This is a genomic window from Photorhabdus hainanensis (assembly GCF_018448965.1).
Classification (GTDB): domain Bacteria; phylum Pseudomonadota; class Gammaproteobacteria; order Enterobacterales; family Enterobacteriaceae; genus Photorhabdus; species Photorhabdus akhurstii.
The window spans coordinates 39,195-64,397 of the sequence record NZ_RCWD01000002.1 but is presented as its reverse complement, the minus strand read 5'-3'; the positions used below and the strand labels follow the sequence as shown (position 1 = coordinate 64,397).

Sequence of the window (25,203 nt, the reverse complement as noted above, 5' to 3'; positions counted from 1 at the left end):
GAGTTAGCGTGTCAAGATACCCCGTTTTATGCTTTCTTTGTGTGTCTATCGCCTCTCCCATTGCTTATAGCGCTAATCTTCGTCTGAAAATAGAGGGACTAACAGGCAGTTTAGCGAAAAATGCCCGAATTCATCTCTCCACTATCAGCACAGATGAAGTTGCGCCAGATGGACGTTTTCGATCTCGTGTAGATAAAGCGATTCGTGAAGGCTTGCGCCCGCTTGGTTATTATGAACCCATTATCGAATTTACCTATCAGGAAAATAAACCGCCTGCTCGTTCGGTATTAACGGCAAAAGTTACCGCAGGTGAGCCTGTGCGAGTCGCCGGTGTCAATGTTGTTTTAGAAGGTGGGGCGAAGACAGATGGAGATTATGCCAAACTGGTAAAAAGCAAAAGCCCAAAGAAAGGAACGGTTCTTAATCATGATGAATATGAAAGCCTTAAAGGTTCTCTGACCGGGCTTGCTATTAGGAAAGGTTATTTTGACGCTGTTATGAAAAAGAGCCAATTGGGTGTTTCCAAAGCGCGGCATGAGGCATTCTGGGACTTTGTTTTTAATAGCGGTGAGCGTTATCACTTTGGTCAGATACGTTATCGTGGTTCACAGATCCGCGAAGATTATCTGAATCCTCTGGTTCCGTTCAAAGAAGGGGATTTTTATACCTCAGAACAATTGGCCGAATTGAATCGGCGGTTAGCAGAAACTGGCTGGTTTAATTCAGCGGTAGTTACACCGGATTTTAATACCGCGAGAAAAAACGGTGACGGAATGCTTCCTCTTGAAGCAGTATTAACTCCACGTTCCAAAAACTATGTTGAACTGGGTGGGGGTTATGGATCTGATATAGGACCACGGGTAAAGGCGAAATGGACAAAACCTTGGCTTAATTCCCGTGGACACAGCCTTAGTACCAGCATCAACCTTTCTGCACCTGAACAGGTTGTTGATGCCACCTATAAAATGCCGCTGAAAGTAAACCCGTTAGAGCAATATTACGCATTGCAGACGGGTTATAAGCGTAAAGATATCAATGATACCGTATCAGATACCGCGACAGTAAATCTTTCCCGTAATTGGGATCTTTCAACAGGTTGGCAGTATGGGATCAATATGCGTTGGAGTCTCAGCCATTTTACTCAGGCTAATGTCACCAATACGGCAATGTTATTGTACCCAGGAGCAAATGTTAGCCGTATTCGCCAGCGTGGGGGGACAATGCCTTATTGGGGCGATAGCCAGCGCTATTCTATTGATATCTCCGATACCCTCTGGGGTTCCGATGTCGATTTCTTGGTGTTACAGGCGCAAAACGTTTGGATCAGAACTTATTGGGATAATCACCGTTTTGTTGCTCGGGGTAATTTGGGGTGGATAGAAACCAATGCGTTCGAGAAAGTTCCACCCGACTTGCGCTTTTTCGCTGGTGGTGATCACAGTGTTCGTGGTTACAGATATCAGAAAATTTCTCCTAAAGACGACAAAGGAAAATTGACCGGTGCGTCCGCACTGGTTGTGGGTTCGCTTGAGTACCAATATAACGTAACGGGTAATTGGTGGAGTGCTGTTTTTGTTGATACCGGTGAGGCCATTAATGACATTAGAAAAAGCAATTTTAAAACCGGCGTAGGTGTTGGTGTGCGTTGGGCTTCTCCAGTCGGACCCATTAAATTTGACCTTGCCAGACCAATAGGGGATTCAGAATCCCGTAATATCCAGTTTTACATCGGGTTAGGATCTGAATTATGAGATGGATTAAAAAGGTCAGTATTGCTTTTCTGCTGATGGTGGTTTTGTTGGTTATTGCTGTTGCCGGGTTGGTAGGAACGCAATCTGGCCTGCATTTTATGATTAACAGTGCTGCCCGTTGGGTTCCGGGGCTAGATATAGCCAGCGTCAGTGGTGGTTGGCGTGATTTGACTCTGAAAGGCGTTAAGTATCAAATGCCCGGTGTGAATGTCAGTGTCAATCAACTCCACCTTTCATTGCGTCTTTCTTGTCTGAAAAATAGTCAGTTATGTGTTAATGCATTGACGACGGAGGGCGTAAAAGTGGCGATTAATACTAGCCAATTGTCCCCTGCGGGAGAACCATCATCAAAGTCAGAGCCTTTGACTGAATTGAGGACGCCGTATCCAGTCTCACTTGATTTGCTATCTGTTAAAAATGTCACTGTCACCGTAAATGATACGGTATTTGCCCTTGATGAATTTAGGGCCGCAGCTCAGTGGCGGCAGAAAGCATTAACGCTTAAGCCAACGAAAATTAATGGATTGCTGGTGGGACTGCCAAAAACTGCCCCTGAGCGGCAGAAAGCGGCGGAAGCAGAGGAGAAAGCGAAACGAGGGAGTGAACCGGAAAAATCGTTGGCGGAAATCCTGAAGAAATTGTTCTCCCAGCCGCTATTGGCAACGTTGCCAGAAGTGCCTATTCCACTGGATATGACTGTTGAAGGGATCAGTGGTAAGCAATTACGGCTGACGGGTGATACCAATATCACAATCAATGAGTTTTTACTGCAACTTAGCAATCAGGGACAGCAGATTCAGCTCAATAAATTGAATGTTAAAATGCCGGAAGGTTCTCTTGCCGTTAATGGTTCCGCGACTCTGGCGCAGCAGTGGCCGATAAAACTGCTAATAAAGGGTGAATTAAGTCGACAAGAGATCCAAGGGCAGAAGGTTAATGTAAAACTTAATGGCGCTTTACTGGAGCAGCTCAGTCTAGGGCTGAATTTGTCTGGTCCTGTCAGCGCTAAACTTGATGCTCAAGCGGAACTGGCGAAGACAGGTTTACCAGTGCGGATGACGTTTGAAAGCCAGCAACTGAGTTGGCCTTTAACGGGGATGCCTGAATATCAGCTTGATGGCATAAAAATGCGCCTGAATGGTAAGGCCAGTGGCTATGATCTGTCATTGCGTTCCGGTATTAAGGGAAATGAAATTCCACCGGCATTACTTGTGTTAGATGCTAAAGGCAATGAAGAGCAGTTTAAGTTGACTCGTCTACGCCTATCTGCTTTGCAGGGAAAGGTTGAATTGGCAGGTGTGGCGGATTGGAGCAAAGCTATAAGTTGGAATACGGTGCTGATACTCTCCGGGATCAATACCGCTAAACAGTGGCCGGAATGGCCTGCCAAAATAGAGGGGAAAATAGTGACCCGTGGTAGTTTACACGGTGGTAGTTGGCAGCTCCAGATCCCAGAAATTATGCTGGACGGTAACGTAAAACAGAACTTAGTAAAAGCCAGAGGTAAGATTTCTGGTAACGCGGCTGGTCAGTGGAATATTACTCAATTTGAGCTGGCTTTAGGCCGCAATAAAATGAGTTTTCAGGGCCAGTTGTCCAAACAGTGGAAACTGGATGGCGATATCAATGCACCGAAGCTGGATGGCATATTACCGGGGCTTGGCGGTGTTGTGAACGGAACGCTGAAACTGCGCGGTAATATGCAAACGCCTCAGCTTTCGGCTGATCTCAATGCCAATGGATTGAAGTGGCAGGATTTGCGCATTGATCGTGTGAGTGTAAAGGGGAATGTACGTTCTGCTGAACAGATCCACGGGGATCTTGCCGTTAAAGTCAGTCAGTTAAAACAGGCGGATTTGATTGTCCGTAATTTGACGTTGGATGCAAAGGGCAATGAGAAACAGCACAACTTGCAATTGAAGGTCGACGGTGAGCCGATTGCCGGTCAACTTTCGCTTAATGGTAGTTTTGATCGTAAGCAACAGCGATGGAAAGGCAGCATCGACAATACCCGTTTTGACACCCCGGTTGGAGAATGGCGTTTAACTAAAGCAATAACTCTCGATTATTTTAATCAACAACAGAAAGTCACTGTGGGCACGCATTGTTGGCTGAATCCACATGCGCGGCTCTGCGTACCTAAACTCATTGAAGCAGGTGCCAGCGGTAGCGCATCCCTTATTCTTGAACGCTTTGATCTTGCTATGATTCAGCCATTACTGGGGCCTGAAACACATTTGAAAGGGGTATTCAGTGGCAATGCCGATGTTAAATGGAGTGCGGGCGGAGGATTGCCTCAGGCCAATGTTAGTCTGCACGGTGATGGGGTTCAGGTTAAGCAGATGGTGGATGGCGCTGTATTACCGGTAGATTTCCAGACGCTGACATTCAATGCAGGCTTGAAGAATGGCACGGCAAAGCTGAATTGGTTGTTTAAGATTATGGGAAATGGTCAGTTTAACGGTGACGTTCAGATTGCTGGTCTTGCAGGGAGCCGTAAGCTGTCGGGTAATGTCGATGTTCAGGATATTTCATTGGCGTTAATCAAGCCGATTCTAGGGAACGGTGATAAGGCGGAAGGTCATTTGAATGCTAACCTGCGTCTGGGTGGTAATATCAAAAATCCATTATTATTTGGTCGGTTGAACTTGGGTGCATTGCAAGTTTCAGGTCATTGGATACCGTTTGATATTACTCAAGGGCAAATCGGTGTGAATTTTGATGGAGTACGCTCTGTTCTTGAGGGGGTTATCAAAACCCCGAAAGGACAACTTAACCTAAATGGTGATGCAAACTGGCGCAATGTGGATGCATGGCATGCAAGAGTGGCGGCTAATGGTGACAAGTTAAGAGTGGTTTTTCCACCAATGGTGAAAATTGATGTTAGTCCTGCTCTGGTGTTTGAGGCTTCTCCTCAGTTGCTGAAATTGGATGGTAGTGTTGGTATTCCTTGGTCGCGTATTACTGTGAAGGAGCTACCAGAATCAACAATTGAAGCTTCACCGGATGAAATTATATTGAATGAGAATCTTCAGCCATTACAAGAGAAAAAGACGTCGATCCCAATTCAAAGTAATTTGACGATTCATATAGGAGACGATGTTCGTCTCAGTGCTTTCGGCCTTAAAGCGCAACTTAAAGGCGATTTGAAGGTTGTTCAAGATAAACAGGGACTGGGTTTGAATGGTCAAGTTGATATTCTTGATGGTCGTTTCCATACTTATGGGCAGGATCTGATCGTTCGTAAAGGGCTGATTATGTTCTCCGGTCCACCTGATCAGCCATTGCTGAATATTGAGGCTATTCGTAATCCAGATTCTACCGATGGGAAGGTTATTGCAGGGGTAAGGGTGACCGGTTTGGCGGATCAGCCAAAAGTAGAAATTTTCTCAGAGCCTGTTAGATCACAATTGGAAGCACTTTCTTATCTGTTGCGTGGTGAAGGGTTAGAGAATAGTAACTCGGACAACTCACAGATGACGGCAATATTAATAGGTTTGGGGGTTGCACAGAGTGGTCAGTTGGTAGGTAAGATCGGTGAAATATTTGGTGTTTCTGACTTAGCACTGGATACTCAGGGGGTTGGTGATAAATCACAGGTAGTTGTTAGCGGAAAGATTACAAAAGATCTGCAAGTTAAGTATGGTGTTGGTATATTTGATTCACTGGCAACATTAACCTTACGTTATAGGTTAATGCCTAGATTGTATCTGGAAGCGGTGTCTGGTATTGATCAGACATTGGATTTGCTCTATCAGTTTGAGTTTTAAAAATGCGAATTATTGTTTATGGCAGCTTACGGCGCAAACAGGGCAATCATCACTGGATGACCGATGCTCAATGGTTAGGTGATCATCGGCTGGAAGGCTATGAGTTATATGACCTTGGGCATTATCCTGCGGTTGTCCGTGGTGACGGAAGTATTGAATGTGAGGTATATCGAATCAATTCTACTATCCTGACAGAATTAGACGATTTGAAAGATAATTCGCGGGAGTATCTAAGGGAATTGATTCAGACACCGTATGGCAATGCATGGATATATCTTTATCAGTTTCCAATAACTGGTTTACGGCGGATAAAAAGCGGTGACTGGTTGAAGCGTCATGCGGAAGAGTAAATAAAAAGCCTTTTTTGTAATAGAAAGGGAGTATGGTATTAAAAAACCTCTGTTGGTGATGTTCCCCAGAGGTTTTTTAATTATTAAAACAGGAAAAAACTATTTTTTAGCGGCACGTTCGAAAGAGGAGATAATTTCTGCTTTAGCAGCTTCGGCATTATCCCAACCATCCACTTTAACCCACTTACCTTTTTCCAGATCTTTATAGCGCTCAAAGAAGTGAGTGATCTGAGCGCGCAGTAGTTCTGGTAGATCGTTCACATCTTTAATGTGATCATACTCTTTGGTGAGTTTGCTATGTGGAACTGCAACCAGTTTCGCGTCTTCACCTGATTCATCAGTCATTTTCAGAACGCCAACCGGACGGCAACGGATCACAGAGCCTGGTTGTAGTGGGTATGGCGTCGGAACCAGAACATCAACCGGGTCACCATCTAGAGATAAAGTGTTGTTGATGTAACCATAGTTGCATGGATAGAACATCGCGGTAGACATGAAACGGTCTACAAACAGTGCACCGGATTCTTTATCAATTTCATATTTAATCGGATCGGCATTTGCAGGGATCTCAATAATGACATAGATATCTTCAGGCAGTTCTTTTCCTGCCGGTACTAAGTTCAGGCTCATGAAAGTTTCCTTTATTTCAAACCAGAATAGAGTGGGGAGTATTATAGCCAAAACATTTTTTAAAGTACTCTCCATTTTTCTGACAAGTAGCTTGTTGGTAAATGCTGTCTCTGAGTTTGATGATAGCCTCGTGGTGCAGTCACTATAAAACCTAGAACAGAAGGTCGTTTAACACTGCTACTGGCGAGAGCATAATAAGCAGTGACATGCTCATTACCACACATGACAAAGGTGCAGTTAGCTTCTGTATAGGGCATTTTTTGTATTTACATATTGATATATAAGTTGTGGATTATATTATGTTGTCATAAGTCATGACTTATGAGGTTGTTGTGTGGACTATAATTTTAACTGGTCGATTTGAAGATTGGTTTGATGAACAAGATATCAGTACCCAGAAAAAAATATTGGCAGACCTTAGTGTGTTAGAAGTGTTTGGTCCTCAACTAGGCCGTCCTGTTGTTGACTCTTTGTATGGTTCAAAATTTAACAATATGAAAGAGTTAAGAATTCAGTGTAAGGGGAGGCCAATAAGAGCATTTTTTGCCTTTGACCCATTAAGACGAGCTATTGTTCTATGTGCTGGTGATAAGACAGGGAACGAAAAGCATTTTTACAAAGAAATGATCTCGGTGGCTGATGCTGAGTATGAAGCTCACTTAGCGAGTTTGGAGGGTAAAAATGAAAACTCTTAAAGATAAGATACGAGAATTTTCTGTTGAAGATCGAGCAGATATAAAACAGATGGCTGATGAAATGATTTTAGAAACTGGTTTGCAACTGATGAGAGAAGAGCTGAATATCTCTCAGAAAAAACTGGCGGATAGTTTAGGTGTTAGTCAGCCTGCAATTACGCAAATAGAACAACGGGGTAACGATATAAAACTGGCTACGTTAAAGCGTTATGTTGAAGCTATGGGAGGCAAACTTAGCCTAACCGTAGAACTCCCAACTGGAGATGGGCGAATTTTTCATATCTGACAGAAGTGGTGACTACTCCTTTAGCTTGTGCACGATTTTGTGTAGTCGCCATTTTATTGAAGGTGATCTGTTAGGTGGTCACCAATCAGTAATAAAGTAACTAGTTAAAATCAAAAAAGCGACGAAAAATCCCGCCGCTTATCCGTCATTAGCCGATGAAATTACTCATCTGGGAACTCAGCCATAAAACTCTCTGCTTTCTCCACCATTGATTTACTACCCACAAAGAAAGGGACGCGCTGATGCAGTTTGGATGGAGTGATATCCAGAATGCGATTAACTCCATCACTCGCTTTACCACCAGCTTGTTCGGCCAGGAATGCCATTGGGTTACATTCATACAGTAGGCGTAATTTTCCTGATGGATGGCTAGCGGTGCTTGGGTAAATGTAGATACCGCCTTTCAGCAGATTACGGTGGAAATCAGCAACTAGCGAGCCAATATAACGGGTGGTATAAGGGCGCTGAGTCGCTTCATCCTGTTCCTGGCAATATTTAATATATTTCTTCACTCCCATAGGGAATTTGATGTAATTCCCTTCGTTGATGGAATACATATTGCCTTTGGGTGGGAACTGAACTTTTTCATGGGAAAGACAGAATACGCCCAGTGAAGGATCATAAGTAAAGGCATGTACACCACAGCCAGTGGTGTAAACCAGCATAGTTGAAGAACCGTAAACAACATATCCGGCGGCGACTTGACGATGGCCTGGTTGCAGGAAATCTTTTTCAGTCACTGGCTGGCCGATGGGGGTAATACGGCGGTAGATAGAGAAGATAGTACCGACGGAAACGTTTACATCAATATTTGAAGAACCATCTAATGGGTCCATCAAAACAACATATTTTGCGTTTTCAGCGCGGTCTCCTTCAAAAATAACGATATCATCTTCTTCCTCTGAAGCGATCCCCGCAACTTCACCGCGTGCTTTCAGTGCTGCTTTGAGTTTTTCATTAGCATACAGGTCCAGTTTCATCTGCACCTCGCCTTGGATATTGGACACACCGCTGGTTCCTAAAATATCCACTAAACCGGCTTTGTTGATATCACGGTGAATGATTTTTGCTCCGAGCTTAATAGCGGAAAGCAATGCAGTGAGTTCACCCGTAGCGTGAGAAAAATCGTGCTGCTTTTCGACGATGAATTCGCCTAATGTTTTCATGACGAAAGTCCTGAATGTGATTTGATAGTGGTTTTAGAGTGACCATTGCACTCTTACGCAGGCAGTTTAGCCAAAGAAAGGGATGATTCATAGGCTATTCCATTTCTTATCTTGCTATTGATGGTTAGAATAGTGGCTAACTTCATGCTATGGAATAGGAAATCAATGCGTATTCATATTCTTGGTATCTGCGGCACTTTTATGGGTGGACTGGCGATTTTAGCACGTTCTCTTGGCCATGAAGTGACTGGTTCTGATGCCAATGTTTATCCACCAATGAGTACCTTACTGGAAAAACATGGGATTAATCTGATTCAGGGATATGACCCGGCACAGTTGGATTCTGCGCCAGATATGGTCATCATCGGTAATATTATGAGCCGTGGGAATCCTTGTGTAGAAGCTGTGCTGGAGCGTGGACTCCCTTATACTTCTGGCCCACAATGGCTGCATAATTATGTTTTGTCTGAACGTTGGGTGCTGGCGGTTGCAGGGACGCATGGCAAGACAACGACTGCGGGTATGTTAGCCTGGATTTTGGAAGCTTGTGGTTATAAACCAGGTTTCTTAATTGGCGGTGTTCCGGGGAATTTTGAAACATCAGCTCAGATCGGGGAAAGCCCGTTTTTCGTAATAGAAGCTGATGAATATGACAGTGCTTTCTTTGATAAACGATCTAAGTTTGTGCATTACAGCCCACGTACGCTGATCATGAACAATCTGGAATTCGATCATGGTGATATTTTTGGCGATCTGGCTGCTATTCAGAGACAGTTCCATCATCTTGTTAGGATCGTTCCGGGTAGTGGTAAGATCCTTGTCCCGGATAACGATATTAACCTGAAACAGGTTTTGTCTATGGGTTGTTGGAGTGAATTGGAGCTGGTGGGTGAAACCGGTAATTGGCAGGCAAAAAAGATTAGTACAGACAGCCGTAATTATCAGGTGTTTTATGATGGTAAAGTTGTTGGAGAAGTGAACTGGTCGCTGGTTGGTGAACATAATATGCGCAACGGGTTGATTGCAATTGCCGCGGCACATCATGTTGGCGTCCAGCCAGCAGATGCTTGTTGTGCTCTAAGTGAATTTATTAACGCACGTCGTCGCCTTGAGCTGCGTGGTGAGGAGAATGGCATCACTGTTTATGATGATTTTGCACATCACCCGACAGCAATACTGGCAACTTTAGAAGCTCTGCGTAGTAAGGTTGGTGGAACTGCGCGTATTATTACTGTGTTGGAACCGCGTTCAAATACCATGAGAATGGGTATCAGTAAGAATGAAATCGCGCCAGCGCTAGGACGTGCTGACGAAGTGTTCTTATTTCAGCCAGCTAATATTAAATGGCATGTATCAGAAATTGCAGATCGCTGTGTTCAGCCTGCTTACTGGAGTGCCGATATTGATTCATTGGTAAATATGATTGTTGATAAGGCACAACAGGGTGATCATATTCTGGTTATGAGTAATGGTGGGTTTGGTGGTATTCATGAAAAATTGCTATTTGCACTGAATAAAAAAGCTTGTCGATCCTGAAAATAACCGAGGGAAAAATGAATCGCGCCATTGTTGGCGCGTTCATTTAAAGTTCTTGTTCGAATAACCCAAGAATTGCTTCACGTAACTGCTCTGCCGTAAAACCTCTAGCTGGTGTGGTAAAAATGGTGTCATCGCCAGCGATACTGCCAAGTATACCTTCTGCTTTACCAAGAGAATCTAGCAGACGTGCAATAAGCTGTGCAGCACCGGGACTTGTGCGAATGACAACGATTGAATGGTTGTGATCAACGTCCAGCACCAAGTTTTTTAGTGGGCTAGTGGCTGTTGGGACGCCAAGTTCAGCAGGCAGACAGTAGACCATCTCCATTTTGGCGTTACGGGTGCGAACAGCGCCAAATTTAGTGAGCATTCTGGAAACTTTGGATTGATTAATGTTCTCAAAACCTTCTTCCAGTAAAGCGGTGACAATTTCACCTTGAGAGCTAAATTTTTCTTCTTTCAATAACGCCTTGAAAGCTTTTACTAAATCTTCCTGTTTAGAGGGAGTACGCATATTTCACCATATTCAGTCAGCTATGAAGCTTGATATTATGCATATAAATGCATTTTTATGCAATAATAATGATTTCGTAGCCAGTTTGAACCGAGCAAAATTGGCCTTATGTTATATAGAAATTCATAAAACATGAATATGAAAATTTGCTTTTTTTAGTTGGTTATTCAGGTAAATATATTGTTAATCAAATGATATTGTTTGGCGTTGTTGTTGGGTGTAAGGTATTTAGCCGATTATTTCGTAAAATCATAGGGAAATTCTCAAAATAGTGTCCGTTATCTCATTAACAGATAAGCATTTTGCCTAGAATACGGCGACTTTTGCGTCCCACTATTAGAGCGTAAGTCCACAATTTGGCTGTTAATAGATTGTTTTCAAAAACGTAGTAATCTATGGTTCTTAACCAGATGAATTCACAGCATTTTAAAGTATAAACGATTTAAGGAGTATCAGGATGAAAGTTGCAGTTCTCGGTGCAGCCGGTGGTATTGGTCAGGCTCTTGCTCTTCTACTAAAAACCCAGCTTCCTTCAGGTTCAGAACTCTCTTTATATGATATCGCTCCAGTGACGCCTGGGGTGGCTGTTGATCTGAGCCACATTCCAACGGAAGTGAAAATTAAAGGCTTTGCCGGTGAAGATGCCACTCCTGCGTTAGAGGGAGCAGATGTTGTATTGATTTCTGCGGGTGTTGCCCGTAAACCTGGCATGGATCGTTCAGATCTGTTTAATGTTAACGCGGGTATCGTTCGTAACTTGGTAGAACAAGTGGCTAAAACTTGTCCGAAAGCACTGATTGGGATTATTACTAACCCAGTCAACACAACTGTAGCTATTGCAGCCGAAGTGCTGAAAAAAGCGGGTGTATATGACAAAAACCGGCTGTTTGGCATCACAACTCTAGATGTTATTCGTTCTAATACTTTTGTTGCCGAATTGAAAGATAAAAAACCACAGGAAATCGAAGTACCCGTTATCGGTGGTCATTCTGGTGTGACAATTTTGCCTCTGTTGTCGCAGATCCCAGGTGTGAGCTTTACTGATGAAGAGTTGGTTGCCTTAACTAAACGTATTCAGAATGCCGGTACTGAAGTGGTTGAAGCTAAAGCCGGTGGAGGATCTGCAACTCTATCTATGGGGCAAGCTGCGGCTCGTTTGGGGCTCTCTTTGGTCCGCGGCTTACAAGGCGAAAGTGATGTTGTGGAGTGTGTTTATGTTGAAGGTGATGGCGAATATGCTCGTTTCTTCGCTCAGCCGGTTCGTTTGGGTAAAAATGGCGTAGAAGAGCGTTTGGACATTGGTCAGTTGAGTAATTTTGAGCAGAAAGCGCTGGAAGGCATGCTAGATGTATTGAGAAAAGATATAGAATTAGGCGAAAAATTTATTAATAACTAATTTATATATTTTATAAGTAAAAAATATATATCTATGAAATAGTAAAACCGCTGGTATAGCGAATTACCGGCGGTTTTTATTCAACGAATATAATTCGTTAGCTAATTATTTGTTTGTTCGCGTACTTTCCTTTCTAATAATTCTCCAGTATTTGGATCAAAATAACGACTTGGCCAAATTTCTGAAGGGTGTATTTCCAGATAATTCGCAATTATCCATTCCCCCTTTGGCCACGGCCGAGATAGCGCATTGGCTAGGGTCGACGAGCTAAGCCCCGCTCTGCGTGATACTTCAGCTAAGGTTGTTCCCCGCTTGCGTAAAGCTGCAATTATATCGGCAGGATGCCAATCAGATTTCCTTGAAATCATTTTTAATCCTTTTTTTATTAAATTTGATGCCATTAGTGGTATAAATAACAGGTACGCATGAGATTAATAACGAACTTAAACCTGTTATTGAGAAATAAAATAGCATTATTTTTCTGAAAGCATTTCTAAATTTTTTCTTAAAAACTTCTTTTTTGAACTTGGTTACAAAAATAGAGAAACGTGATGAAAAAAGAGTGGTATTCGGCCAAGGAGTTAATCGGCGTGGGTGAGTTACCTGGATCACCACAAGGAGTTAATGCCAGAGCAAAACGCGAGGAGTGGTTATGTCAGAAAAGACGAGGTGTGCAAGGTAAAGCAGTTGAGTATCACTACTCCTGTTTCCCGGAAACGACCATTGCAGCACTGGAGCTTCATGAATCATCTTCTGAGTATCAGGTGCAGAAGCAAGATCCTTTATCGATTTGGGTTGGTGCTTTCCATCAGTTATCAGAATCTGAGAAACAGGCTGTGACAGCCATGATCTTACGGGATGGTATCAGAAGTTTTTTAGAAAAACTTTCTGTTATTTGACCTATTTTTGGAAATTAAAAATGCCAACTAACTTAGATTCTTCTTCATTATCCCGGTGCAAAGTGAGAAGAAAAGTATGAAAAAAGAATGGTACTCAGCTAAAGAGCTGGTTGGTATTGCCGGACTTCCTTCTTCGCCTCAGGGAATAAATCTGATGGCAAGGCGGGAAGGATGGGAATATAGACGTAAACGGGGTGTTCAGGGCAAGGCTCTTGAATATCATATAAATAGCTTGCCTGAGGATGTACTTAATGTGCTATCTGTAGGGGAAAGCACTGTTGATTATGCAAACAAACGGCAAGACCCATTCTTAATTTGGATTGAGGCTTACTATCAACTAACTAAAGTTGAGCGGGAAAAAATTGTGAAATTTATCCTTCGAGAGGGGCTGGCAAAACTTATTGGTTATATTGATGTAGGCGCTGAAGACGCAGAGAAAAACCTGGAGTCAGATTAACCCCAGGTTTTATTTATCGATTAAGTTTGTTCTATCGATTAAGAAAGGCGTTGTACGGCAATATGGGCTAACCCCACGAGTGCTTGCTTGTATGGGGAGTTTTCCAGCGCCTGCAAAGCAGCTATTGCTTTATCTGCTTCTTCCTCTGCTCGTTTACGGGTATATTCCAGTGAGCCGCACTGTTTCATGGTTACTAGTACGGTTTCGAGTAAATGGCGGCCATTACCTTTTTCAATTGCTTCACGAATGAGTGCTGATTGTTCTGGAGTACCATGATTCATGGCGTGCAGTAAAGGTAATGTCGGTTTACCTTCATTAAGGTCATCACCGGTGTTTTTGCCTAATGTATCGCTATCGGCATCATAATCTAGTAAGTCGTCTATTAACTGGAATGCAGTGCCTAAATAACGTCCGTAATTTTGTAAAGCGGTTTCTTGCTCTGGGGTGGCGTTAGAAAGAATTGCAGAAGCATGTGCGGCGACTTCAAATAATCGGGCAGTTTTACTGTAAATCACCCGCATATAATCATCTTCAGAAATATTTGGATCATTGCAGTTCATCAACTGTAAAACTTCACCTTCAGCGATAACATTGGTTGCCTCTGACATCAACTTAAGAACTCGCATAGAGTTAAGAGTTGTCATCATTTGGAAAGAGCGAGTGTATATAAAGTCACCAACCAGTACGCTTGCTGCATTACCAAACATGGCATTGGCAGTCGCTTTGCCACGGCGCATGTCTGATTCATCCACAACATCATCATGTAACAGAGTCGCTGTGTGGATAAATTCAATTAATGCAGCAACAGTAATGTGCTTATCACCCTGGTAACCCAATGCTCTGCTAGCCAGGATGGAAATGATTGGACGGAGGCGTTTTCCACCGCCACTGATTATGTAGTAGCCCAACTGATTGATAAGAGTAACGTCAGAATTCAACTGACTAAGAATGGTTTCATTTACCGCTGCCATATCATCAGCGGTTAGCTTGATAATAGATTCTAAATTCATATTTTTTCGGCTATGGGTTTTAATGCAGGGCTGTGTTCATATTAACATTAAAATAGTTATTGCTGTGTCTTGATTGTACTCGAAAAACAGTCTAAATAAATGACAATTCAGCAACTATGTTTTTTTATCATCTGCTCTAATTCTGCACTTGTCTTCTTAGGCTTTTTTGCGTAGAATTCGCGCCCTATTATGAATATTTATAGTGCGCTCTGGAATGATATTTAAGGGGGCGTGCGGAAAGCGGAGTTTATATGTACGCGGTTTTCCAAAGTGGTGGTAAACAACACCGAGTCAGCGAAGGTCAAACAATTCGCCTGGAAAAGCTGGACATCGCAACGGGTGAAACTGTTGAGTTTGACCAGGTTCTGATGGTCGCTAATGGTGATGACATCAAAATCGGCGCTCCTGTCGTTGAAGGCGTTAAAATCAAAGCTGAAATCGTTGCCCACGGTCGTGGCGAGAAAATTAAAATCGTTAAATTTCGTCGTCGTAAACACAGCCGTAAGCAGCAAGGCCACCGTCAGTGGTTCACCGATGTTAAAATCACTGGCATCGCTTAAGATTTAGGAGAGCAGATTAATGGCACACAAAAAGGCTGGCGGCTCAACTCGTAATGGCCGCGATTCTGAAAGTAAACGTCTGGGTGTAAAACGTTTTGGTGGCGAGTCTGTATTAGCAGGCAGCATCATTGTTCGTCAACGTGGCACTAAATTCCACGCTGGCAGTAACGTTGGTTGTGGTCGCGATCACACCCTGTTCGCATTAGCTGACGGGAAAGTTAAATTCGAAGTTAAAGGCCCGAAAAACCGCAAATTTATCAGCATCGAAGCTGAATAAGTTTTTCGAGTTATAAACCGAATCAGAAGCCCTGCATGTGTTGCGGGGCTTTTTATATTCTAAAGTACGCCATCTCTGGGTAACACGGCCGTCCAGCACTGTAATGGCTATCATACGGAGAAAAAATATGAAATTTGTAGATGAAGCCAGAATACTGGTTGTTGCGGGGGATGGTGGCAATGGTTGTGTCAGCTTCCGTCGTGAAAAATATATTCCGAAAGGTGGGCCAGACGGTGGGGATGGTGGAGATGGTGGAGATGTCTATCTGCTCGCAGATGAAAATCTCAATACACTGATTGACTATCGTTTTGAAAAATCCTTTCGAGCGGAGCGTGGACAAAATGGTCAAAGCCGCGATTGTACTGGCAAGCGTGGTCAGGATATCACGATTAAAGTCCCTGTTGGGACGCGTGTCCGTGATGCGGTAACCGGTGAGGTTCTTGGCGATATGATTCGTCATGAACAGCGTTTAATGGTTGCGAAAGGTGGATTCCACGGGCTTGGCAATACCCGCTTTAAATCTTCTGTCAACCGGGCTCCTCGTCAAAAAACAATGGGAACTTCAGGTGAAACCCGCGAATTGATGTTGGAACTGATGCTGTTGGCGGATGTTGGTATGCTGGGGATGCCAAATGCGGGAAAATCCACGTTTATCCGAGCTGTTTCTGCTGCTAAACCAAAAGTTGCGGATTATCCATTTACTACTCTGGTACCAAGCTTGGGTGTAGTAAGGATGGATAACGAACAAAGTTTCGTTGTGGCTGATATTCCAGGACTCATTGAAGGTGCTTCCGATGGCGCTGGTTTGGGTATTCGTTTCTTGAAACATCTGGAACGTTGCCGGGTACTGCTGCATTTAATTGATATTTGTCCTATTGATGAATCAGATCCTGTTGAAAATGCCCGGATTATTGTCAACGAGCTACAACAATACAGTGAGAAATTGGCAGAAAAACCACGTTGGTTGGTATTTAATAAAGTTGATCTGTTGGAGCCAGAAGAAGCTAAGCAGCGAGCCCAAGCTATTGCTGATGAATTGGGGTGGGAAGGCGACTTTTATATGATCTCAGCGATAAATCACCTAGGGGTTAAAGCGCTTTGCTGGGATATTATGGAGTTTATGAAAACTCAGCCTCGTAATATGAGCACAGCAGACGGTGAATCTCAGCCTGAGAAAGTTGAATTTATGTGGGATGACTACCATAAGAAGCAATTGGAACAGGTTTCGGAAGTAGACGATGACTGGGATGACGATTGGGACGAAGATGATGACGAAGGCGTTGAGGTTATTTATAAACGCTGATTCTTTTACTTTCTCATCATATACTTTCTCATCATAGTTAAGGGCGCCATATTTGTGGCGCCAATTTTATCAGTTGCTTTGGTATAAATCTTTATACAGCCTACTTTCGAATCGAATCAAAGGAGCCCGACGGTTGCGATGTTCTTTTGGCGGTACGGCGTAAGCAGAAATAAATTGCACGAAAGCAACTTGTTGACCGCTAGCAGTGGTTATAAAGCCAGCTAGGTTATAAACTCCTTGCAGGGCACCGGTTTTAGCCGAAACTTTTCCGTTTACTCCTGCTTCATCCAGCCCTCCTCGGTATCTTAATGTGCCGTCATGACCTGCCAATGGCAGCATGGAAATAAAATCTAATTCTTGATCATGTTGAGCAATAAACTGTAATGCTTCCATCATGGTTGCTGGAGTAATCAGATTATGGCGGGATAATCCTGAGCCATCCACCATCACGGTATTTCCTAGGTCGATGCCTGCTTTTTGTTTTAACACTTGCCGTACCGCATCAGAGCCTGAACGCCAGGTTCCTGGTATACCAAAGTGTTCTCGGCTTATTGTCCGAAATACGGTATCAGCAATCATATTGTCAGATTTTTTTAGCATGACTTTCAGCAGATCATGTAATGGCGCCGATTGATTTTGAGCCAGAATTTTTCCCGGTTCAGTTGGTAAACTCTGGCGTTTGAGATTACCTGTGATTTCAATTCCTGCAACTTGCAATTCATTTTTGAGAATTGCCCCTGCATAGCTGGCGCCATTTTGAATCGCGAAAGCCAGTGGCAACGGTTCACTGCGTTGGGTAAGGCATCCAGTAAGAGTAAAACGGTTAAGTTCTCCGGGAACGACGTCCAGTTCGCAGTACTGGCTTTCAGGAGAGCCTTTTGCCAACGTCTTAACTTCACTGAACATATTTACGGGATAAAAAGATGCTACGCGGATAAATGCAGTATCACCGGGATGTTCAGCACTATATAGCGAAACTGAAAAACAGTTTCGATCTACAATTGCGGCGGCAGGGGGAGCACTGAAACATTGGGTCATGTCATTCCATACCCAACCGGGAGCTTTATCGTGGCTGGCAAAGGCGGAAACATCTATCAGAAGATTGCCGTCAATTTTTTCCACGCCAGATTGTTTCAGAACGGTGACCATATTGCGAAGTTGTTGGCGGGTCAGTGTCGGATCTCCGACAAAACGAGCGATCAAATTCCCTCTCAGGACGCCGTTTGAAATTTTTCCGTGGCTTTCCAGTGTGGTGATAAAGCGATAATCTTTACCCAGCTGTAACAATGCTGCAAGAGCTGTGACAACTTTCAGCGTACTCGCTGGTAGAGCCATTTGCTGCCCGTGATAATCAATTAACGGGGTATTGGCGCCAACTTCTTGAGCGATTAACGCCAGATTAGTACCATCAGGCAGATATTGCGTATATTCCTCAATGGGTGTGGCGTTTGCGTTGGGCGTAATTAAATACAGGGCGGTAACGCAAACTAATCTGCTGGCAATTTTAAAGAAGGACATAAATTTCGCATATGGATGTAGACGTACCACAATATTAAGGCGCAAAGTGGGGAAAAGTAAACGATGACCCATCATCAAGTCTACGTTAGAATGATATATTAATATGTAAAATATGATTGTGAACTCTGGGTAGCCCTGCGGTTTGCACTATTGTTTATTGTCTGTAAGCCCGCCCGACAAGGTGTGCTCATTGTGCTGTTATCTGAAAACATCAGGATGATGCTTGTTTTTTGCTCAGGAAAGATTTAGAGGATTAATAAATGAAACAGATTCCAATGACGGTACGTGGCGCGGATAAGTTGCGCGAAGAGTTAGATTATCTAAAGAGCGTACGCCGTCCAAAAATTATTTCAGACATTGCTGAAGCACGTGAACATGGTGATCTGAAAGAAAACGCTGAATATCATGCTGCTCGTGAACAACAAGGTTTCTGCGAAGGTCGTATTCAGGAAATCGAAGCTAAACTTTCTAATGCACAGGTGATTGACGTCACAAAAATGCCCAAGACTGGACGTGTTATTTTTGGGACTACAGTTACGGTTTTGAATGTTAATACTGATGAAGAGCAGACTTACCGGATTGTGGGTGACGATGAAGCAGATATTAAGGAAAATTTAATCTCAGTGAATTCACCAATTGCCCGAGGTTTGATAGGTAAAGAAGTTGATGACGTTATTATTATCAAAACACCGGGTGGTGAAGTTGAATATGAAATCCTGAAAGTTGAATATATTTAACTTCAGGATTGGCCTGTTGCTATTGATTTACATTAGATAAAGTCGCACAAGGATCGTGGAGAAAGTAAAAAAGGCCGGATATGGCCTTTTTTATCATAGTATACGCACGGAATTTTATATAAATGAGGTTTGATTATTTAGGTAAAATAATTTTGCGTTCTTCCGATTGGCGGTAAAGAACTAGGATTTTACCGATAATTTGCACATTATATGCACCGCTCTCGCGGACAATTGCATCGGCGATCAAATTTTTGGTTTCACGATCTTCGCCTGCGATTTTGACTTTGATAAGCTCATGGTGTGACAATGTTTGCTCAATTTCGGCCAACACACCCTCGGTCAGGCCGTTGTTACCAATCATGACGACAGGTTTTAGCGGGTGAGCGAGACTTCTCAGGTGTTGTACTTGTTTTTTGTTAAGGGTCATTGTTTTTTTGCTTAGTTAGGATTGAAAACGGGACATTCTACCGCCATCTCATCTCTATCACCATAAATAGTGTGTTGTGGTTTTGGTGTATGGAGCAATAGATATCTGGCTCTTTATTCGTAGTATAGTTGGAAAGGACAATGGCCAATAAAAAACGTTCGGCAAGCTCCAGTCGCTGGTTGCAAGAACACTTTAGTGATAAATATGTTCTGCAAGCACAGAAAAAAGGGCTTCGTTCTCGCGCTTGGTTTAAACTTGATGAAATTCAACAAAGTGACAAAGTTTTTAAGCCTGGCATGACCGTTGTCGATTTAGGCGCAGCTCCTGGTGGATGGTCTCAGTACGCAGTGAGTCAAATTAATGATAATGGGCGAGTGATTGCCTGTGATCTTTTACCGATGGATCCCATTGTTGGCGTCGATTTCCTTCAGGGTGATTTTCGTGATGAACTTGTATTGAAAACATTGCTTGAGCGAGTTGGTGATAACAAAGTCCAGGTCGTCATGTCGGATATGGCGCCCAATATGAGCGGAACACCTGCGGTCGATATTCCTCGATCCATGTATCTGGTTGAATTGGCGTTAGATATGTGTCGTGATGTGCTGGCCCCCGGGGGGAGTTTTATTGTTAAAGTGTTTCAGGGAGAAGGCTTTGATGAATACCTGAGGGAAATTCGCTCCCTATTTACGAACGTGAAAATTCGTAAGCCGGACGCTTCGCGGGCACGATCGCGTGAAGTATACATTGTAGCGACAGGGCGGAAACTATAGTACCCTGAATGCTATTTGTTAACACAGTTGTAATATGAGGTTAATCCCTTGAGTGACATGGCGAAAAACCTGATTCTCTGGTTAGTTATCGCAGTTGTGCTGATGTCGTTATTCCAGAGTTTTGGTCCCAGCGATTCCAATAGTCGTAGGGTGGATTATTCTACCTTCATCAATGAATTAGCCCAGGATCAGGTGCGCGAAGTTCGTATCACAGGTCGTGAAATTAATGTTAGTAGGAAAGATAACAGCAGGTACACCACTTACCTACCAGTACAGGATGAAAAACTGTTAGATACGTTACTGAATAAAAACGTAAAAGTGGTTGGTGAACCCCCAGAGGAACCAAGCCTGCTAACTTCTATTTTCATTTCCTGGTTCCCGATGTTATTGCTTATTGGGGTCTGGATTTTCTTTATGCGTCAGATGCAGGGCGGCGGCGGTAAAGGGGCAATGTCTTTCGGTAAAAGCAAGGCCCGTATGCTGACAGAAGATCAGATTAAAACCACTTTTGCTGATGTTGCTGGTTGTGACGAAGCGAAAGAAGAAGTTGGTGAACTGGTGGAATATCTGCGAGAGCCAGGCCGCTTCCAGAAGTTGGGTGGAAAAATCCCGAAAGGTATTCTAATGGTCGGGCCTCCGGGTACGGGTAAGACTTTGCTGGCAAAAGCGATTGCGGGTGAAGCGAAGGTGCCGTTCTTTACTATATCCGGTTCTGACTTCGTTGAAATGTTTGTTGGTGTTGGTGCATCCCGTGTTCGTGATATGTTCGAGCAGGCGAAGAAAGCAGCGCCTTGTATCATCTTTATTGATGAGATTGATGCGGTGGGCCGTCAGCGTGGTGCTGGTTTGGGTGGCGGTCACGATGAACGTGAGCAGACTTTGAACCAGATGCTGGTTGAGATGGATGGTTTTGAAGGCAACGAAGGTATTATCGTTATTGCCGCGACTAACCGTCCCGACGTACTTGATCCTGCGTTGCTGCGTCCTGGCCGTTTTGACCGTCAGGTTGTTGTTGGTTTGCCAGACGTACGTGGCCGTGAGCAGATTCTGAAAGTTCATATGCGCCGGGTTCCTCTGGATACTGATGTCGATGCTTCTGTCATTGCTCGCGGTACTCCGGGATTCTCTGGCGCTGATTTGGCTAACCTAGTGAACGAAGCTGCTTTGTTTGCTGCTCGTGGTAACAGACGTGTAGTTTCTATGGTTGAATTCGAAAAAGCGAAAGACAAAATCATGATGGGCGCAGAACGCCGCTCTATGGTGATGACGGAAGAGCAAAAAGAATCAACTGCTTATCATGAAGCAGGCCATGCCATTATTGGCCGCTTGGTTCCTGAGCATGATCCTGTTCATAAAGTTACCATCATTCCGCGTGGTCGCGCTTTGGGAGTGACTTTTTTCCTACCGGAAGGCGATCAGATCAGCGCTAGTCGTCAGAAGTTGGAAAGCCAGATTTCAACCTTATATGGAGGTCGTCTGGCGGAAGAGATTATTTACGGTCCAGACAGCGTTTCTACTGGCGCATCTAACGATATCAAAGTGGCGACATCAATTGCCCGTAACATGGTAACGCAGTGGGGTTTCTCAGAAAAACTCGGCCCATTACTCTATGCAGAGGAAGAAGGGGAAGTGTTCCTTGGCCGTTCAGTTGCTAAAGCCAAGCACATGTCTGATGAAACGGCTCGTCTTATCGATCAGGAAGTGAAGGCAATTATCGATCATAACTATCAACGTGCTCGTCAGATTCTGATGGACAACCTTGATATTCTACATTCGATGAAAGATGCATTGATGAAGTACGAAACTATTGATGCCCCCCAGATTGATGACTTAATGAATCGTACGAATGTGCGTCCGCCAGCTGGATGGGAAAGCGATAATGGCAGCAATAATAACAGTCGCCCAACAGGTAATACACCTCCTCCGCAGGCTACAAAACCAACTGGTGATATCAATACATTGGCGCAAGGTGGTGAACAAGTAGGGCAGTCAGGAAATAAAGATCAGTAATTGTTCCATTGTTTCGTAGTCTGATTGATATATTTATGAAACCCCAGGTAAGTCCTGGGGTTTTGACATTGAAGGTAGTCCAAACATGAAACTCAGAGCCAGAGATAATGTTCTCAACCTTTCTCGCCCACAAATAATGGGTATTTTGAATGTGACTCCAGATTCATTTTCTGATGGTGGTGCTCATAACACTCTGGATATGGCTTTACGACATGCTGAAAAGATGATTAATGAAGGAGCTGCGATCATTGATATCGGTGGGGAATCTACCCGCCCGGGAGCTGATGAAGTCAGTGAACAGGAAGAAGTAGAGCGTGTTGTTCCGGTTGTTGAAGCTTTAGCTCAACGATTTAATATTTGGATTTCTGTTGATACCTCGAAAGCATTGGTGATGAGTGAGTCAGCAAAGGCTGGCGCCCATTTGATTAATGATATTCGTGCATTGCAAGAGCCTGGTGCTTTGGAAAGCGTGGTTAAATCTGGTTTACCCGTTTGTTTGATGCATATGAAGGGCCAGCCACGGACAATGCAGGATGCGCCACATTATGAAAATTTGTTAAGTGAAGTGAAACAATTTTTTACTGAGCAAATTGAACGTTGTGTGATGGCAGGGATAGCAAAAGATAAACTTGTTCTTGATCCAGGCTTCGGTTTTGGTAAGAACTTGACGCATAATTATCAGTTACTGGCACATTTAAACCAATTTCATCAATTTGGTTTACCTGTGCTAGCAGGAATGTCACGTAAATCTATGATAGGTCAGTTGCTTCATGTACCGCCACAAGAAAGAGTTGTCGGTAGTGTGGCTTGCGCTGTTATCGCTGCTATGCAAGGAGCGCAAATTATCCGGGTGCATGATGTCAAAGAAACCGTGCAGGCAATGCAAATTGTCGAAGCAACACTTTCAGCAAAGGAAGAAAAGAAATTATGAGTAACCGCAAATACTTTGGTACTGATGGTATTCGTGGCAAAGTGGGCAATAGCCCAATTACGCCAGATTTTGTGTTAAAGCTTGGTTGGGCTGCGGGTAAGGTACTGGCTCGTCACGGTTCTCGTAAGATCATTATCGGTAAGGATACCCGTATTTCTGGCTATATGCTGGAATCTTCTTTAGAAGCAGGTTTAGCTGCGGCTGGTTTGTCGGCTTCGTTCACTGGTCCCATGCCAACACCTGCTGTTGCTTATTTGACTCGTACCTTCCGTGCTGAAGCTGGAATTGTCATCTCTGCTTCTCATAATCCTTATTATGATAATGGTATTAAATTCTTCTCTATTGACGGTACGAAACTGCCGGATGATGTGGAAGAGGCAATTGAAGCTGAAATGGAAAAGCCGCTGACTTGTGTGGAGTCCGCAGAGTTGGGACGTGCAAATCGTATTGTAGATGCTGCGGGTCGTTATATTGAATTCTGCAAAGGTACATTTCCAAGTGAGCAAAGTCTTAATGGATTGAAAATTGTACTTGATTGCGCCAACGGTGCGACTTACCACATTGCCCCAAACGTACTCAGAGAACTGGGGGCTGATGTTGTGACGATTGGCTGTGAGCCGAACGGTATCAATATTAATGAAAAATGTGGTGCTACTGATGTTCGTTTATTGCAGCAACGAGTTGTAGAAGAGAAGGCTGATGTTGGTCTGGCATTCGATGGCGATGGCGATCGCGTTATTATGGTTGATCATTTGGGACAGAAAGTTGATGGCGACCAGATCCTTTATATCATTGCCCGTGAAGCATTGAGACAAGGGCAACTGCGTGGTGGCGTTGTTGGTACGCTGATGAGTAATATGGGATTGGAGTTGGCATTGAAGCAGCTTGGCATCCCGTTCCTGCGTACTAAAGTGGGTGACCGTTATGTGCTGGAAAAATTGCAGCAAGAAGGCTGGCGTTTAGGTGCTGAAAATTCTGGTCATGTTATCTTGTTGGATAAAACAACTACGGGTGACGGCATTGTTGCTGGCCTTCAGGTTCTGAGTGCTATGGTACGTAACCATATGAGTTTGCACGATCTGTGTAGTGGTATGAAACTTTTGCCACAGGTGCTGGTAAATGTTCGTTTCTCCGGTTCACACGATCCACTTAAATCGGAAAATGTAATTAATATTACTAAATCTGTTGAAGCTGAATTAAATGGTCGTGGACGGGTATTGTTACGTAAATCTGGTACTGAGCCATTGATTCGTGTCATGGTAGAGGGTGAAGATAATGTACAAGTCACGGCCTTGGCTCATCGTATTGCTGATGCAGTGAAACACGCGGATTAATTTGTTGTTTTTTTCCTCAAGTGATTCTGATTATTGAAATTAACCTTGCGTATCAGATGTGGTTTGGTTAGTATTCAGACCCACTCGGTCAGGCGATTAGCCTGTTTGAGTGGGTGATGCAGTATAAGGTAGCCACATAGATTGTGGTAAACCCCACGAGGACATAGGTACGACATATGTATGACGCTCTTTTAGTTGTTTTCTTGCTGGTTGCTATCGGGCTAGTTGGCTTGGTTATGCTACAGCAAGGTAAAGGTGCTGATATGGGTGCTTCCTTTGGGGCGGGTGCCTCTGCGACGCTGTTTGGTTCATCGGGTTCTGGTAACTTTATGACCCGTATGACTGCGATTTTCGCTACTCTGTTTTTCATTATTAGTTTAGTACTTGGTAATCTGGCCAGTAATCAGACCGGTACGAGCAGTAAGTGGGAAAACATTGGCGAGCCTGCTAAAGTCGAGAAATCAACGGAGATTCCGGCGGCGCCAGCAGCACCAAATAGTGACATTCCGCAGTAATCATCACAAGAAAGAATTAAAATGGGGCTGTTTAATCAGCGATGGCCTCATGTAGTGCCGAGGTGGTGAAATTGGTAGACACGCTACCTTGAGGTGGTAGTGCCCACACTAGGGCTTACGGGTTCAAGTCCCGTCCTCGGTACCATTATTCGGATAGCTTGCGTTTTCGCAGTTATCGGCGTAATATTTGCCACGTTTTCGAACGCGGGATGGAGCAGCATGGTAGCTCGTCGGGCTCATAACCCGAAGGTCGTCGGTTCAAATCCGGCTCCCGCAACCACTTCTTAAATTAAGATGCACCTTTTTGAACGAAATAATTCAGCAATATTTGAAATATTGATTCTGATTTAAAAGGGCA

25 protein-coding genes and 2 tRNA genes are annotated in these 25,203 nt (G+C 43.8%); 20 read left to right on the top strand and 7 right to left on the bottom strand.

What is annotated here, in order from left to right; genetic code table 11:
- Window positions 1–8: 8 nt before the first annotated feature.
- Genes tamA through EAE92_RS01860 form a run of 3 tightly spaced genes read left to right on the top strand, consistent with a single transcriptional unit; the run spans window position 9 to window position 5,871 of the window.
- On the top strand, window positions 9–1,751 hold the full coding sequence (gene tamA, locus EAE92_RS01870) for an autotransporter assembly complex protein TamA (RefSeq protein WP_214066847.1): 1,743 nt from the start codon (window positions 9–11) through the stop codon (window positions 1,749–1,751).
- The gene (gene tamB, locus EAE92_RS01865; RefSeq protein WP_214066846.1) at window positions 1,748–5,521 is read left to right on the top strand and encodes an autotransporter assembly complex protein TamB; all 3,774 of its coding nucleotides are present in this window, start codon (window positions 1,748–1,750) and stop codon (window positions 5,519–5,521) included. The genes tamA and tamB overlap by 4 nt, the downstream gene beginning before the upstream one ends.
- A 2-nt stretch (window positions 5,522–5,523) precedes the next feature.
- Window positions 5,524–5,871 carry a gamma-glutamylcyclotransferase family protein gene (locus tag EAE92_RS01860; protein WP_036776564.1) on the top strand — a complete coding sequence of 116 codons (348 nt, stop codon included), beginning with the start codon at window positions 5,524–5,526 and terminating at the stop codon, window positions 5,869–5,871.
- 99 nt (window positions 5,872–5,970) lie between these two features.
- On the opposite strand, the gene ppa is transcribed toward EAE92_RS01860, so the two are convergent.
- Window positions 5,971–6,501, bottom strand: coding sequence for an inorganic diphosphatase (gene ppa / locus EAE92_RS01855; protein ID WP_036776561.1), 531 nt, complete (start codon window positions 6,499–6,501; stop codon window positions 5,971–5,973).
- 314 nt (window positions 6,502–6,815) lie between these two features.
- Here ppa and EAE92_RS01850 point away from each other — a divergent pair, with 314 nt between their 5' ends.
- Both EAE92_RS01850 and EAE92_RS01845 read left to right on the top strand, forming a co-directional pair.
- A complete protein-coding gene (locus EAE92_RS01850; protein ID WP_246544961.1) occupies window positions 6,816–7,196 on the top strand; it encodes a type II toxin-antitoxin system RelE/ParE family toxin in 381 nt (126 codons plus the stop codon).
- A complete protein-coding gene (locus tag EAE92_RS01845) occupies window positions 7,183–7,482 on the top strand; it encodes a helix-turn-helix domain-containing protein (protein WP_036810116.1) in 300 nt (99 codons plus the stop codon). Before EAE92_RS01850 ends, EAE92_RS01845 begins: the two co-directional genes overlap by 14 nt.
- Before the next feature lie 161 nt (window positions 7,483–7,643).
- Here the strand turns inward: EAE92_RS01845 and fbp are convergent, their stop codons facing one another.
- On the bottom strand, window positions 7,644–8,648 hold the full coding sequence (fbp, locus tag EAE92_RS01840) for a class 1 fructose-bisphosphatase (protein WP_214066845.1): 1,005 nt from the start codon (window positions 8,646–8,648) through the stop codon (window positions 7,644–7,646).
- Window positions 8,649–8,813: 165 nt separating this feature from the next.
- Here fbp and mpl point away from each other — a divergent pair, with 165 nt between their 5' ends.
- Complete coding sequence (gene mpl, locus EAE92_RS01835; protein ID WP_214066844.1) at window positions 8,814–10,184, top strand: UDP-N-acetylmuramate:L-alanyl-gamma-D-glutamyl-meso-diaminopimelate ligase; 1,371 nt, start codon at window positions 8,814–8,816, stop codon at window positions 10,182–10,184.
- Window positions 10,185–10,230: 46 nt separating this feature from the next.
- Here mpl and argR read toward each other — a convergent pair whose 3' ends face one another.
- Window positions 10,231–10,701 carry a transcriptional regulator ArgR gene (gene argR, locus EAE92_RS01830; protein WP_036776550.1) on the bottom strand — a complete coding sequence of 157 codons (471 nt, stop codon included), beginning with the start codon at window positions 10,699–10,701 and terminating at the stop codon, window positions 10,231–10,233.
- A gap of 457 nt (window positions 10,702–11,158) precedes the next feature.
- Here argR and mdh point away from each other — a divergent pair, with 457 nt between their 5' ends.
- Window positions 11,159–12,097: a malate dehydrogenase gene (mdh, locus tag EAE92_RS01825; RefSeq protein ID WP_214066843.1), complete on the top strand. Its 939-nt coding sequence runs from the start codon at window positions 11,159–11,161 to the stop codon at window positions 12,095–12,097.
- Between the two features lie 101 nt (window positions 12,098–12,198).
- Here mdh and EAE92_RS01820 read toward each other — a convergent pair whose 3' ends face one another.
- A complete protein-coding gene (locus tag EAE92_RS01820) occupies window positions 12,199–12,465 on the bottom strand; it encodes a helix-turn-helix domain-containing protein (protein WP_011148622.1) in 267 nt (88 codons plus the stop codon).
- A 183-nt stretch (window positions 12,466–12,648) separates the two neighbouring features.
- Between EAE92_RS01820 and EAE92_RS01815 the strand changes: the two genes are divergently transcribed.
- The gene (locus EAE92_RS01815; protein WP_088374110.1) at window positions 12,649–12,996 is read left to right on the top strand and encodes a DNA-binding protein; all 348 of its coding nucleotides are present in this window, start codon (window positions 12,649–12,651) and stop codon (window positions 12,994–12,996) included.
- Window positions 12,997–13,072: 76 nt separating this feature from the next.
- Window positions 13,073–13,453 carry a DNA-binding protein gene (locus tag EAE92_RS01810; RefSeq protein WP_036776545.1) on the top strand — a complete coding sequence of 127 codons (381 nt, stop codon included), beginning with the start codon at window positions 13,073–13,075 and terminating at the stop codon, window positions 13,451–13,453.
- A gap of 38 nt (window positions 13,454–13,491) precedes the next feature.
- Here the strand turns inward: EAE92_RS01810 and ispB are convergent, their stop codons facing one another.
- Window positions 13,492–14,463: an octaprenyl diphosphate synthase gene (gene ispB / locus EAE92_RS01805; RefSeq protein ID WP_214066842.1), complete on the bottom strand. Its 972-nt coding sequence runs from the start codon at window positions 14,461–14,463 to the stop codon at window positions 13,492–13,494.
- 251 nt (window positions 14,464–14,714) lie between these two features.
- Here ispB and rplU point away from each other — a divergent pair, with 251 nt between their 5' ends.
- The 3 genes from rplU to cgtA all read left to right on the top strand — a co-directional run bounded on the left by rplU (window position 14,715) and on the right by cgtA (window position 16,603).
- Window positions 14,715–15,023: a 50S ribosomal protein L21 gene (rplU, locus tag EAE92_RS01800; protein ID WP_036776539.1), complete on the top strand. Its 309-nt coding sequence runs from the start codon at window positions 14,715–14,717 to the stop codon at window positions 15,021–15,023.
- A 19-nt stretch (window positions 15,024–15,042) separates the two neighbouring features.
- On the top strand, window positions 15,043–15,300 hold the full coding sequence (rpmA, locus tag EAE92_RS01795) for a 50S ribosomal protein L27 (RefSeq protein WP_015836118.1): 258 nt from the start codon (window positions 15,043–15,045) through the stop codon (window positions 15,298–15,300).
- 127 nt (window positions 15,301–15,427) lie between these two features.
- The gene (cgtA, locus tag EAE92_RS01790; protein WP_214066841.1) at window positions 15,428–16,603 is read left to right on the top strand and encodes an Obg family GTPase CgtA; all 1,176 of its coding nucleotides are present in this window, start codon (window positions 15,428–15,430) and stop codon (window positions 16,601–16,603) included.
- Between the two features lie 69 nt (window positions 16,604–16,672).
- Here cgtA and dacB read toward each other — a convergent pair whose 3' ends face one another.
- Window positions 16,673–18,121: a serine-type D-Ala-D-Ala carboxypeptidase gene (dacB, locus tag EAE92_RS01785; protein ID WP_214066840.1), complete on the bottom strand. Its 1,449-nt coding sequence runs from the start codon at window positions 18,119–18,121 to the stop codon at window positions 16,673–16,675.
- A 260-nt stretch (window positions 18,122–18,381) separates the two neighbouring features.
- Between dacB and greA the strand changes: the two genes are divergently transcribed.
- The gene (gene greA / locus EAE92_RS01780) at window positions 18,382–18,858 is read left to right on the top strand and encodes a transcription elongation factor GreA (RefSeq protein WP_214066839.1); all 477 of its coding nucleotides are present in this window, start codon (window positions 18,382–18,384) and stop codon (window positions 18,856–18,858) included.
- A 133-nt stretch (window positions 18,859–18,991) separates the two neighbouring features.
- Here the strand turns inward: greA and yhbY are convergent, their stop codons facing one another.
- Window positions 18,992–19,285 (bottom strand): ribosome assembly RNA-binding protein YhbY, encoded by a 294-nt coding sequence (gene yhbY, locus EAE92_RS01775; RefSeq protein ID WP_214066838.1) that lies wholly within the window; start codon window positions 19,283–19,285, stop codon window positions 18,992–18,994.
- Window positions 19,286–19,425: 140 nt separating this feature from the next.
- On the opposite strand from yhbY, the gene rlmE reads away from it, so the two are divergent.
- From rlmE to EAE92_RS01740, 7 genes are all read left to right on the top strand, one after another.
- Window positions 19,426–20,055, top strand: a complete 630-nt coding sequence (gene rlmE / locus EAE92_RS01770) for a 23S rRNA (uridine(2552)-2'-O)-methyltransferase RlmE (RefSeq protein ID WP_046395596.1) — start codon at window positions 19,426–19,428, stop codon at window positions 20,053–20,055.
- A 48-nt stretch (window positions 20,056–20,103) separates the two neighbouring features.
- Window positions 20,104–22,065 (top strand): ATP-dependent zinc metalloprotease FtsH, encoded by a 1,962-nt coding sequence (gene ftsH / locus EAE92_RS01765; RefSeq protein ID WP_036810131.1) that lies wholly within the window; start codon window positions 20,104–20,106, stop codon window positions 22,063–22,065.
- A gap of 85 nt (window positions 22,066–22,150) precedes the next feature.
- Entirely contained in the window at window positions 22,151–22,996 is an 846-nt protein-coding gene (gene folP / locus EAE92_RS01760; RefSeq protein WP_214066837.1) for a dihydropteroate synthase, read from the top strand.
- Window positions 22,993–24,330 carry a phosphoglucosamine mutase gene (gene glmM / locus EAE92_RS01755; protein ID WP_214066836.1) on the top strand — a complete coding sequence of 446 codons (1,338 nt, stop codon included), beginning with the start codon at window positions 22,993–22,995 and terminating at the stop codon, window positions 24,328–24,330. The genes folP and glmM overlap by 4 nt, the downstream gene beginning before the upstream one ends.
- A gap of 176 nt (window positions 24,331–24,506) precedes the next feature.
- Complete coding sequence (gene secG, locus EAE92_RS01750) at window positions 24,507–24,845, top strand: preprotein translocase subunit SecG (RefSeq protein WP_036776521.1); 339 nt, start codon at window positions 24,507–24,509, stop codon at window positions 24,843–24,845.
- Between the two features lie 56 nt (window positions 24,846–24,901).
- Window positions 24,902–24,990, top strand: a tRNA-Leu gene (locus EAE92_RS01745).
- Between the two features lie 58 nt (window positions 24,991–25,048).
- Window positions 25,049–25,125, top strand: a tRNA-Met gene (locus tag EAE92_RS01740).
- Window positions 25,126–25,203: the final 78 nt, after the last annotated feature.

Excerpts from the sequence above, each read along its gene's own strand:
- tamB (WP_214066846.1), top strand. The coding sequence starts at position 1,748 with ATGAGATGGATTAAAAAGGTCAGTATTGCTTTTCTGCTGATGGTGGTT.
- EAE92_RS01860 (WP_036776564.1), top strand. The coding sequence starts at position 5,524 with ATGCGAATTATTGTTTATGGCAGCTTACGGCGCAAACAGGGCAATCAT.
- ppa (WP_036776561.1), bottom strand. The coding sequence starts at position 6,501 with ATGAGCCTGAACTTAGTACCGGCAGGAAAAGAACTGCCTGAAGATATC.
- EAE92_RS01850 (WP_246544961.1), top strand. The coding sequence starts at position 6,816 with ATGACTTATGAGGTTGTTGTGTGGACTATAATTTTAACTGGTCGATTT.
- EAE92_RS01845 (WP_036810116.1), top strand. The coding sequence starts at position 7,183 with ATGAAAACTCTTAAAGATAAGATACGAGAATTTTCTGTTGAAGATCGA.
- fbp (WP_214066845.1), bottom strand. The coding sequence starts at position 8,648 with ATGAAAACATTAGGCGAATTCATCGTCGAAAAGCAGCACGATTTTTCT.
- mpl (WP_214066844.1), top strand. The coding sequence starts at position 8,814 with ATGCGTATTCATATTCTTGGTATCTGCGGCACTTTTATGGGTGGACTG.
- argR (WP_036776550.1), bottom strand. The coding sequence starts at position 10,701 with ATGCGTACTCCCTCTAAACAGGAAGATTTAGTAAAAGCTTTCAAGGCG.
- mdh (WP_214066843.1), top strand. The coding sequence starts at position 11,159 with ATGAAAGTTGCAGTTCTCGGTGCAGCCGGTGGTATTGGTCAGGCTCTT.
- EAE92_RS01820 (WP_011148622.1), bottom strand. The coding sequence starts at position 12,465 with ATGATTTCAAGGAAATCTGATTGGCATCCTGCCGATATAATTGCAGCT.
- EAE92_RS01815 (WP_088374110.1), top strand. The coding sequence starts at position 12,649 with ATGAAAAAAGAGTGGTATTCGGCCAAGGAGTTAATCGGCGTGGGTGAG.
- EAE92_RS01810 (WP_036776545.1), top strand. The coding sequence starts at position 13,073 with ATGAAAAAAGAATGGTACTCAGCTAAAGAGCTGGTTGGTATTGCCGGA.
- ispB (WP_214066842.1), bottom strand. The coding sequence starts at position 14,463 with ATGAATTTAGAATCTATTATCAAGCTAACCGCTGATGATATGGCAGCG.
- rplU (WP_036776539.1), top strand. The coding sequence starts at position 14,715 with ATGTACGCGGTTTTCCAAAGTGGTGGTAAACAACACCGAGTCAGCGAA.
- rpmA (WP_015836118.1), top strand. The coding sequence starts at position 15,043 with ATGGCACACAAAAAGGCTGGCGGCTCAACTCGTAATGGCCGCGATTCT.
- cgtA (WP_214066841.1), top strand. The coding sequence starts at position 15,428 with ATGAAATTTGTAGATGAAGCCAGAATACTGGTTGTTGCGGGGGATGGT.
- dacB (WP_214066840.1), bottom strand. The coding sequence starts at position 18,121 with ATGTCCTTCTTTAAAATTGCCAGCAGATTAGTTTGCGTTACCGCCCTG.
- greA (WP_214066839.1), top strand. The coding sequence starts at position 18,382 with ATGAAACAGATTCCAATGACGGTACGTGGCGCGGATAAGTTGCGCGAA.
- yhbY (WP_214066838.1), bottom strand. The coding sequence starts at position 19,285 with ATGACCCTTAACAAAAAACAAGTACAACACCTGAGAAGTCTCGCTCAC.
- rlmE (WP_046395596.1), top strand. The coding sequence starts at position 19,426 with ATGGCCAATAAAAAACGTTCGGCAAGCTCCAGTCGCTGGTTGCAAGAA.
- folP (WP_214066837.1), top strand. The coding sequence starts at position 22,151 with ATGAAACTCAGAGCCAGAGATAATGTTCTCAACCTTTCTCGCCCACAA.
- glmM (WP_214066836.1), top strand. The coding sequence starts at position 22,993 with ATGAGTAACCGCAAATACTTTGGTACTGATGGTATTCGTGGCAAAGTG.
- secG (WP_036776521.1), top strand. The coding sequence starts at position 24,507 with ATGTATGACGCTCTTTTAGTTGTTTTCTTGCTGGTTGCTATCGGGCTA.